The sequence below is a fragment of the Klebsiella sp. RCJ4 genome (assembly GCF_009025755.1).
GTDB lineage: Bacteria > Pseudomonadota > Gammaproteobacteria > Enterobacterales > Enterobacteriaceae > Klebsiella > Klebsiella michiganensis.
On the sequence record NZ_WCIN01000022.1, the window covers coordinates 1 to 6,944 of the forward strand.

At 57.7% G+C, this 6,944-nt stretch carries 6 protein-coding genes; all 6 read right to left on the minus strand.

Annotated elements, in window-relative coordinates; all coding sequences use genetic code 11:
• Positions 1-313: 313 nt before the first annotated feature.
• From hcp to tssB, 6 genes are read right to left on the minus strand one after another with little or no spacing between them, the layout of a single operon-like run.
• The gene (gene hcp, locus F8562_RS06415) at positions 314-805 is read right to left on the minus strand and encodes a type VI secretion system effector Hcp (RefSeq protein WP_014839086.1); all 492 of its coding nucleotides are present in this window, start codon (positions 803-805) and stop codon (positions 314-316) included.
• A gap of 4 nt (positions 806-809) precedes the next feature.
• Entirely contained in the window at positions 810-2,522 is a 1,713-nt protein-coding gene (locus F8562_RS06420) for an OmpA family protein (protein ID WP_094909575.1), read from the minus strand.
• Positions 2,519-3,208 (minus strand): type VI secretion system protein TssL, short form, encoded by a 690-nt coding sequence (gene tssL, locus F8562_RS06425; RefSeq protein WP_014838713.1) that lies wholly within the window; start codon positions 3,206-3,208, stop codon positions 2,519-2,521. The genes F8562_RS06420 and tssL overlap by 4 nt, the downstream gene beginning before the upstream one ends.
• A complete protein-coding gene (gene tssK / locus F8562_RS06430) occupies positions 3,205-4,545 on the minus strand; it encodes a type VI secretion system baseplate subunit TssK (protein ID WP_014838714.1) in 1,341 nt (446 codons plus the stop codon). The genes tssL and tssK overlap by 4 nt, the downstream gene beginning before the upstream one ends.
• Positions 4,546-4,565: 20 nt before the next feature.
• The gene (gene tssC, locus F8562_RS06435; RefSeq protein WP_042934369.1) at positions 4,566-6,098 is read right to left on the minus strand and encodes a type VI secretion system contractile sheath large subunit; all 1,533 of its coding nucleotides are present in this window, start codon (positions 6,096-6,098) and stop codon (positions 4,566-4,568) included.
• A gap of 40 nt (positions 6,099-6,138) precedes the next feature.
• Positions 6,139-6,630, minus strand: a complete 492-nt coding sequence (tssB, locus tag F8562_RS06440; protein WP_014229069.1) for a type VI secretion system contractile sheath small subunit — start codon at positions 6,628-6,630, stop codon at positions 6,139-6,141.
• Between the last annotated feature and the right edge of the window lie 314 nt (positions 6,631-6,944).

A 6,944-nucleotide genomic window follows, 5' to 3' on the forward strand; every position in this document is an offset into this window, starting at 1 on the left:
TCGCAACAGGCTGGCTGGATTTTCCATGAATCTCTCTCTTTGTCAGTTCCTGGACACGCTACCGCCCCTCGCTGTTCACCAAAGCGCATAAGGTCAGGCAGACAGATTGTATTTTTCTTTGCTGAGTGCCCGCATATCAGGCTCTCAGCAAAAAACTGTGGACAGGAAACCCCGCCCGCATCAGGCGATTGCCCTAAATAATTCGTGTTGCAGGCAGGCGGCAAGTTCGTGAATCCCCGGGAGCATAGATAACTATGCAACCGGGGTGAGCGGACGTAGCCAACGCACCTGCGGCGCGAAGTATGACGGGCAATTACGCGGTGGCGCGTTCGTTCCAGCTATCGGAATGAATGATGTTGCCGTCTTTGTAGGTCCAGGTGATTTTTTCGTAACGCAGTTCTACGCGCTCAAGATGGTTGTGCTTCTCTTTAGAAGGATCCTTGATGTCGTACATTTCAGGGCTCACTTTCACCACCTTCACGTTTTCGAGTTTGGTGTTGAAGTACTCCACTTCCTGGCCCGCGTCGTTGATCTTGTACCACTTGAATTCCGCAGACTTGAGGGTCTGACCGGTGGTCACCGCCTTGTACAGATACGGGCTGGACGAGTCGATTTCCTTGGTGAACAGGAACGGCGTGTGGATACGGGTGCCGGTCAGTTTGCCGGTGTTGTTATCGGTCGGGATGTACAGGTTATGCTCCTGAGCGACAACTTCGATGCTGCCCTCGCGATCCTGAACGTCCACAGATCCTTTAATGTCCGCACCGCCGTCGTCTTTCAGCCAAAGATAAACAGGAATTGCCATGGAATTACTCTCCATTGTGTTGTGATGCGCCATCATCCTGCGATGACGCTGGGTATTTGCCGGGTATCTGACAGGCATTGGCCTGCGGTACCAGACTGATTTCGACACGGCGGTTGAGCGTACGCCCTTCCGGAGTGTCGTTGGTTGCGACAGGACGGCTTTCGCCATAGCCCTGCACCGCAAAACAGCTTTCCGGCACGTCGCCGGTGTCACGCATCCAGTCACGCACCGCTTCGGCACGTTTCTGAGAAAGCGTCTGGTTCAGTTGCGGATTGCCGGTGTTATCGGTATGCCCGGACACGACAATCAGCCAGCCCGGTCTGGCCTTAACGCCCACCAGTGAATTGATCAGCATTTTGGTGGAGCCTGGCTTGAGGTTGTACTTGCCCGAGTCGAACAGCGACATGCTGTCGAGGCGGATAATTTTCGCTACCGGTTTGGGTTTCGGCTGTGGTTCAGGCGGCAGTGGCGGCAGCACATACGAGCGGATCGCTTCCAGCACCGGCATGCGCAGACGCCCGCCCTGATACAAACCCAGGCTCAGCCGGGCCGGTACACCGTTACGTGCATGGTCGTCCAGCAATGCCGCATCCTCGCGCAGGGCCGCAACGGCGTCGGCTTTCGGGCCGTAGTCATCCATAGAGATGCGGTCGTAACGGGTAATATCGAAGCTCACGCGTTGCAGCTGCTGGCGATTGTTCCAGCCACTGCTGAGCAGCGCAGCGATAGTCGCCAGCGTGAAGATCCCGAGCGCACAGCGGAAGGCTTTGTCATGCGGCGTCAGGCCTCGCCCTTCCGGCAGCAATGGCAGGACAAAATCCGGCAACGGGGAAATAACCGTACTGTCCGTTCCCACCGGCTGCCAGCCGGTCACCTGTTGCATCGCGGTATGATGGGACAACCACGCCGTCCAGGCCGATGTGGCCAGGCTTCCGGCAAGGATTGGTCTCATGCCCCACACCACTGCGGTAGGGGCAATGACCGGCACATCGGGGTTCTCATCCATAAAAACAGCCTGGACGTGCTGATGGAACCAGCTCATCAGGCTGTTCATCAACACCTGCTGCTGCATCGCAGGCGTTCCGCCGGCGGTGACCCATGCAGCGACAGAGCCCGGAACTGAAGATTCACGCCAGACCCTCACCCCTTCACCCGGGAGAGCCATCTGCCAGAACAGGTCATTCGTCATCGCGCTGCCGACCTGACCATTCAGAATCAGTGGCACAGAATGACCCGTTTCTTTACGCAGCTGGCTGATGCGCCAGCGCAGGGTCATCAGACGACTGGTCAGGGCTTCGCTGTCCGGGTGTTGCTGCGGACAGACACAAACCATTACCGACAGCTGACGCCCCCAGTCCGGGCGCAGCCACAGTATCTGGCGGGCTACCTGCTCCAGGTCCTGATGATCCTCCACGCGGATCCAGCATCCCTGCGGGACGATGAGTACCGGTGATTGATGCGGCCAGGCCAGCGGCAGATCGCCGCAGACCAGCACCACGGGCTGACGGTAAGTGGCTTCCGGTAGGTTATCCAGTTGCAGGGTGACGTCATGCCGCGCGCGGCGACTGGCGACAGTCCAGCACGCCATGATAAGCCCCAGAACGGAAAGCAGAACGAGTACTGACACCAGTCGGGTGACCGACAGAAAACCCAGGCAGACCACGGTACTTAGCAAGGCGGCCCACAGCGCAAGTCCGCGCTGTTGCGCAGGGCTCATTTCACCGCTCCCGGCAACAGGGTCTGCAGCATCTGATCCAGCCAGCGATCCAGTCCCCACCAGAGTGCGGCAACCACCACCACGCTCAGGCCAATACGTACGGGCCATGATGCCAGCCAGCCGCCCATTTCCCGTCCGGCGCGGCTTTCCACCAGGACTGGATGGGTTTGTGGATAGCTGAACGGCGTGACATATTCATCAAGTGCATTAATGAGTTTCTGGCGTTCAGGGTCGTTCAGGGAGCGGAAATTGCCGAGGAAACCCAGCATCATGACTCGCTGGAAGCAGGTCACAACAGCGTGGTCAGGAGCCGGTTCACGCAGCACATCGCGCATCCGATCGCACAGCGTGTCACCCGCGTCCATAGTGCCAAGGAAGAGCCCCTGCAGGGGAATGTCATACCACTGCACGCAGGCATCGTCCTCCACACCGCGACCTTTGACCGCCTCATCGAGCAGCGCACACTGTGCCGTGAGAATATGCTGACAGCTGGCTTCATCAAGTTCGCTCGCTTTCAGCTCACGCTGGACTCGTTCGACATCAGCAATGCAGCGTTCCCAAAGCGTGCGCCCTTCCCCGTCCTGGAATATCGGACCGTGACGCAGGCTGATCACCTGCAGCCAGGTATCCTGAAGCAGGGCATCTATATCAATGGACGCGGCGCCGCCGCGTTTACGCTCACTCATGTTCTCAGTACCGCAAAGAGTTCAAGTTCAGGCTCGCCGAGCATTCCCGGAACGTAAAACATACATGTGCCGCTCTGGAGCATTTCGGTGGTCAGGGGGTGAGAGACATCAAGGCTGAAGTACTGGTTTTCCAGACGCAGTGGAATGGCTGCCGGTACATGACGCAGTGGCGCGAGAGGTACGCCCACCCGCGATGAGTTGACGATACTTCTGACATGATCGGGACTGCCGACCTTGCACTGGCGCGGGAACTGCTCCTGCAGCTGTGCCGCCGACATCCGCGAACGCACGGACAGGTAGTAATCCGCCCCTTCACGCAGACGCGGGTCATGCAGACGGGCCTGCCAGAAGTGCAGCCGGGCATCGTGCTCAAGTTCAATCGCCACCACCCGCGACGGCAGGCTGGCTTCCAGCAGGTCACCCAGTAAATCAAACAGCGGCGGGAAAACGTTATTCAGTTGCTCATGCTGCCAGACCGGGATCGCACTCACCTGGTGCTCCAGCGAGAAGGTCAGCAGGCTGCCCGCCAGACGGGCCAGCTCCGGATACAGACGCTCCGGCGGGTTTTGCGGATGGCGCTGAAACTGTCCGAGCACGGGCTCAGCGCTGTTCAGAGCATTGAGCAACCAGAACAGGGACACATCGGCCACGGCAAAATCCGCCATCCGTTCGTTGCTTTCCCTGCGCATATCCATCAGGCGGCTCAGGCGGGTACGCAACTGGGTCATCAGTTGCTCCAGTTGGGTCATCAGCCAGCGGCTACCCTGGATGGCCAGGAGCGGGGGAAGAAACGTCTCATCAAGTTGCCACGCCCTCTGCGAATCCTGCTGCAGGCGGGCGATCGGACAGGTCAGGTAATCGCTGTTATTCTGATGGGCGAAACGCAGCGTCAGCTCCGGGCGCATCACCGCAATCTGGCGGGTATCTTCCCCAAAGGCGTTGCGGACATCCCGCCAGCGCTGCCGATAGCGAACAGGACGCTCAGCCACCTCATCGGGTTTCAGGCAGTTGCCGCCGTTCGCCCGCAGCAGCGGAAGGGCCAGTACCACCACCACGTGCTGTGATTCATTCTCAAGCGCCAGTACCGGTGGCAAATCGTCAGCGTTATCCGTATCGATTAATGTCCCATCGGGGAAACGGATATGCAGATGACGGGCCTGCAGGCGGCCCAGTTTCAGTGCATCCGATTCGAATGTGGCATCGATCATCCCCCAGGGATGAGAAAGCCCGAGTCGGGCGATACATTCCGCAGACCAGGCTGAATACGCGGCCTGCTGCTGGAAGTGCTGGGGAGAGACCATAACGCCCCTGCCCCATAACGGTTGTTCCGTTTTCATTGGCTTTCTGCCTTAGCTTATTATTTCGCCTTTGGCATCTGAGAAACCAGAGACAGGTTCACGTCCATCCCTTCCACCTGGAAGTGCGGCACCGCGTACAGCTTCACCCGGAAGAAGCCCGGATTGTCCTCGATATCTTCCACCACCACCTTCGCGTCGCGCAGCGGGTGTGAGGCCTGCAGCTCGTCGCCCGGGTCGGTCATCTCCGTCACCAGACCGCGCACCCAGGTGTTGAGCTCCAGCTCCAGCAGGCGGCGATCCTTGGTGGTGCCGATGTTTTCACGCTGAACGAGCTTCAGGTAGTGCGCAATGCGCGACAGCAGGAAGATATACGGCAGGCGCGCATTGATGCGGCTGTTGGCGGTGGCGTCGGCGGTGTCGTACAGCGCCGGCTTCTGGGCGGAGTTGGCCGAGAAGAAGCAGGCATAGTCGCGGTTTTTGTAGTACGACAGCGGGATAAAGCCGAGGCTGGCGAACTCAAACTCGCGGGTTTCCGGGATCATCACCTCCGACGGGATCTTCACCTGGTTGCCTGTGCCCAGATCGTAGAGGTGGATCGGCAGATCTTTCACCGCTCCGCCCGCCTGCGGGCCACGGATCTGCACGCACCAGCCGTTATTAATAAAGCTTTTCACCATGTTGGACGCGAAAGAGAACGAGGCGCTGGTCCACAGGTATTTCTCATGGTCCGGGCCTTTCACCTGCTCGACGTAGTTGAAGCTGCGCACCGGCACGGTGTCCGGACCATACGGCAGGCGGCCCAGCACGCGCGGCATCACCAGGCCGATATAGCGCGCGTCGTCGGTGTCGCGAAAGGATTTCCATTTGATGTACTCGGCGCGGTCGAAGTAGTTGCCGATATCCTTGATGGCGGCAACCTCTTCCATGGACTCTTTCAGAAAGAAGGCCGGGCCGACGGCACCGATAAACGGCATATGGGCCGCGGCGGAGACGCCGGAGATGTTGCGCATCAGCGCCACGTCCTGCGGGCTGGCGTCGAACTCATACGCGGAGATCACCGAGCCAATCGGCTCGCCGCCCGGGGTGTCGTACTCGGCGGTGTAGGTGTGCCAGTAGAGACCGCTCTGAATCAGCTCCGGCGCGTCTTCGAAGTCCTGGCGCAGATCGTCTTTGGAGACATCCAGAATTTCGGTTTTGACGTTCTGGCGGTAGTCGGTGCTGTCCACCAGCTGCTTCAGGCCGCGCCACAGGGATTCCACCTTCTGGAACTCAGGATGGTGCATCACCGCGTCCAGCTGGCGGCTGATTTGATAGTCCAGTTCAGCGATATGGTGGTCAATCAGGGTCTTGTCGAGCTTCTCCACGGTCTTTCCGGACTGACGGATGCAGTCCATAAACACCTGCATCGCCGCCGTCAGTCGTTCGCCCGCCGGGGCGTCGGACAGCGCGGCATCATCCAGAAAGTCGTTAATATCGCCCAGGCGGGAAGCCGGGGTCAGGTTGATTTTGTCAAACAGGGAGGCGTAAACGCTCTCTTTTTCCAGTACAGCGGTCTGCCCCTGCGCGGGGGCGGTTTCAGTATTTACAGACATCAGCATATTCCCGGTTAATCCATTAAATAACGCACGCCGTTTATTTCGGGGCCAGCGCGCTCATTTCGTCGCGTAATTCCTGCGTCAGTGCCGGGTCTTTCAGGATTTTCTCAAGCTCTTTTCTGAAAGTGGCGTTATCAAGGAGGTTGGATTTGAGGTCGCGTAATAAATTCCGCATCGCCAGCATGGCGCGGAGCTGGGGGATCTGGCGGGCCACCTGCTCCGGTTCGAAATCTTTCATATCGGCGAAGCGGAGCTGAATATTTTCTTCGGCGCTATCGCCGGCCAGCGTGTTCTGTACCGTGAGGCTGATTTCCGGGCTGAATTCCGAAAGTACGCTGTTGAAGTTATTTTTATTGACGTTGATTTTTGCTCTTTCCGATAATGGCCGGTCTTCTTTGCCATTACTGAAATCACCGATGGTGAGGAGTTTCAGCGGCAGCTCGACTTTCTTCTGCGCGCCTCCTGTGTGCAGAGCCAGCTTTAAATTAATGCGTGCCTTGGGCACCTCATTCTGGAACGTATCAGCCATAGCAGTCCCTTCCCGTGAGGAATAATGTGTTAAAGATAACGGTGTGTGAAGACCCGGATATAGTAGAGCAAAGCGCCAAAAAATATCAACCTGCCGGTTGCAAAGTCCATTATGAGACTTTCCTCAGGCATCTTAAGGAAAATGTAAAAATGAAACGCATGAGACAAACAAAGCTGGTATGTAATAACAACTCTTTTCTTACAATAAAGGCAGGATGTATACCTGACAGAGGAATGTGAATTAAATTCATATCTGAACAGGCAGCGTTGATTGATGCAAATCAATATGTAACGCAAATACTGGTCGTTCCGGAT

Coding starts and splice junctions, on each gene's coding strand:
- hcp (WP_014839086.1), bottom strand. CDS start 805: ATGGCAATTCCTGTTTATCTTTGGCTGAAAGACGACGGCGGTGCGGAC.
- F8562_RS06420 (WP_094909575.1), bottom strand. CDS start 2,522: ATGAGCCCTGCGCAACAGCGCGGACTTGCGCTGTGGGCCGCCTTGCTA.
- tssL (WP_014838713.1), bottom strand. CDS start 3,208: ATGAGTGAGCGTAAACGCGGCGGCGCCGCGTCCATTGATATAGATGCC.
- tssK (WP_014838714.1), bottom strand. CDS start 4,545: ATGAAAACGGAACAACCGTTATGGGGCAGGGGCGTTATGGTCTCTCCC.
- tssC (WP_042934369.1), bottom strand. CDS start 6,098: ATGTCTGTAAATACTGAAACCGCCCCCGCGCAGGGGCAGACCGCTGTA.
- tssB (WP_014229069.1), bottom strand. CDS start 6,630: ATGGCTGATACGTTCCAGAATGAGGTGCCCAAGGCACGCATTAATTTA.